1 protein-coding gene and 2 pseudogenes are annotated in these 1,262 nt (G+C 38.4%); 2 read left to right on the top strand and 1 reads right to left on the bottom strand.

Annotation, left to right across the window (positions count from 1 at the left end; all coding sequences use genetic code 11):
* Window positions 1-345, top strand: a pseudogene (locus ABZY20_RS37260) (IS6-like element IS1216 family transposase); the annotation flags it as partial.
* A gap of 22 nt (window positions 346-367) precedes the next feature.
* Here the strand turns inward: ABZY20_RS37260 and ABZY20_RS37255 are convergent.
* Entirely contained in the window at window positions 368-1,048 is a 681-nt protein-coding gene (locus ABZY20_RS37255) for an IS6 family transposase (RefSeq protein ID WP_356447972.1), read from the bottom strand.
* Window positions 1,049-1,100: 52 nt separating this feature from the next.
* Here ABZY20_RS37255 and ABZY20_RS37250 point away from each other — a divergent pair.
* Window positions 1,101-1,256: pseudogene (locus ABZY20_RS37250) on the top strand (transposase); the annotation flags it as partial.
* Window positions 1,257-1,262: the final 6 nt, after the last annotated feature.

Here is a 1,262-nt window from a genome sequence, read left to right as displayed (position 1 = left end):
CAAGCAGCCTATGCTTTTCTTAAGCGGTTAGTGAAGCAGTTTGATGAACCGAAGGTTGTAGTCACAGATAAAGCCCCCTCTATTACAAGTGCCTTTAAGAAACTAAAAGAATACGGCTTTTATCAAGGGACAGAACATCGTACCATTAAATACCTGAATAATTTGATTGAACAAGACCATCGTCCAGTAAAGAGACGCAATAAATTCTATCGAAGTTTACGCACTGCCTCACCCACGATTAAAGGCATGGAAGCCATTCGAGGATTATATAAGAAAACCCGAAAAGAAGGCACTCTCTTCGGCTTTTCGGTGTCTACTGAAATCAAAGTTTTAAATAAAGAATAAAATCCCTTACGGTATCTATGATTTAGGCTGTTATTCCCATTAATACCTTGATTTCAGTAGACACCGAAAAGCCGAAGAGCGTTCCATTTCTTCGGTTCTTTTTATATATTCCTCGAATGGTCTCCATGCCCTTAATCGTGGAAGAGGCTGTACGGAGACTTTGATAAAATTTATTTCGTCGTTTAATAGGTCGATGGTCTTGTTCTATTAAATTGTTAAGATACTTCACAGTTCGGTGCTCTGTCTTAGGATATAAACCCACACTCTGTAACTTTCTAAAGGCGGAGCCAAGAGAAGGTGCTTTATCGGTCACAATTGCTTTCGGCTCACCAAACTGTTTATGGAGTCGTTTTAAGAAAGCATAGGCTGCTTGCGTATCCCGTTTCTTTCGTAACCAGATATCTAAGGTTAAGCCGTCCGTATCAATTGCACGATAAAGATAATGCCAACGTCCCTTAATTTTGATATAGGTTTCGTCCATTTTCCATGAATAGAAGGATTGTCTATTTTTCTTCTTCCAAAGATAATAGAGGACTTTGCTGTACTCTTTCACCCAACGATAAATCGTAGTATGACAAACATTTATTCCACGATCATATAACAATTCCTGAACTTCACGATAGCTTAGATTGTAACGCAGGTAGTAACCAACAGCGACAATAATGACGTCTTTTTTGAATTGTTTGCCTTTAAAATGATTCATTACTCCGTCCTCTCTGTCTTTTTTCTCAATTTTACACTAAAATAGATTTTTTGGAAAACTTTGCAACAGAACCCTTGAGGGTATTAACGGCATCATCAAGAAGATTAAGAACACTGCGTACGGCTATACGAATTGGAACAATTTCATCAATCGTATATTCCTGGAACGGGTTTGGTTCAGAGCTAAGAGCAGCAAGGCAGCAGCATAATAAAAG

Source organism: Streptomyces sp. NPDC006624, from assembly GCF_040611555.1.
In the GTDB taxonomy this organism is placed as follows: Bacteria; Actinomycetota; Actinomycetes; order Streptomycetales; family Streptomycetaceae; genus Streptomyces.
This window is presented reverse-complemented; position numbering and strand designations above follow the sequence as displayed.

Coding starts and splice junctions, on each gene's coding strand:
- ABZY20_RS37255 (WP_356447972.1), bottom strand. CDS start 1,048: ATGAATCATTTTAAAGGCAAACAATTCAAAAAAGACGTCATTATTGTC.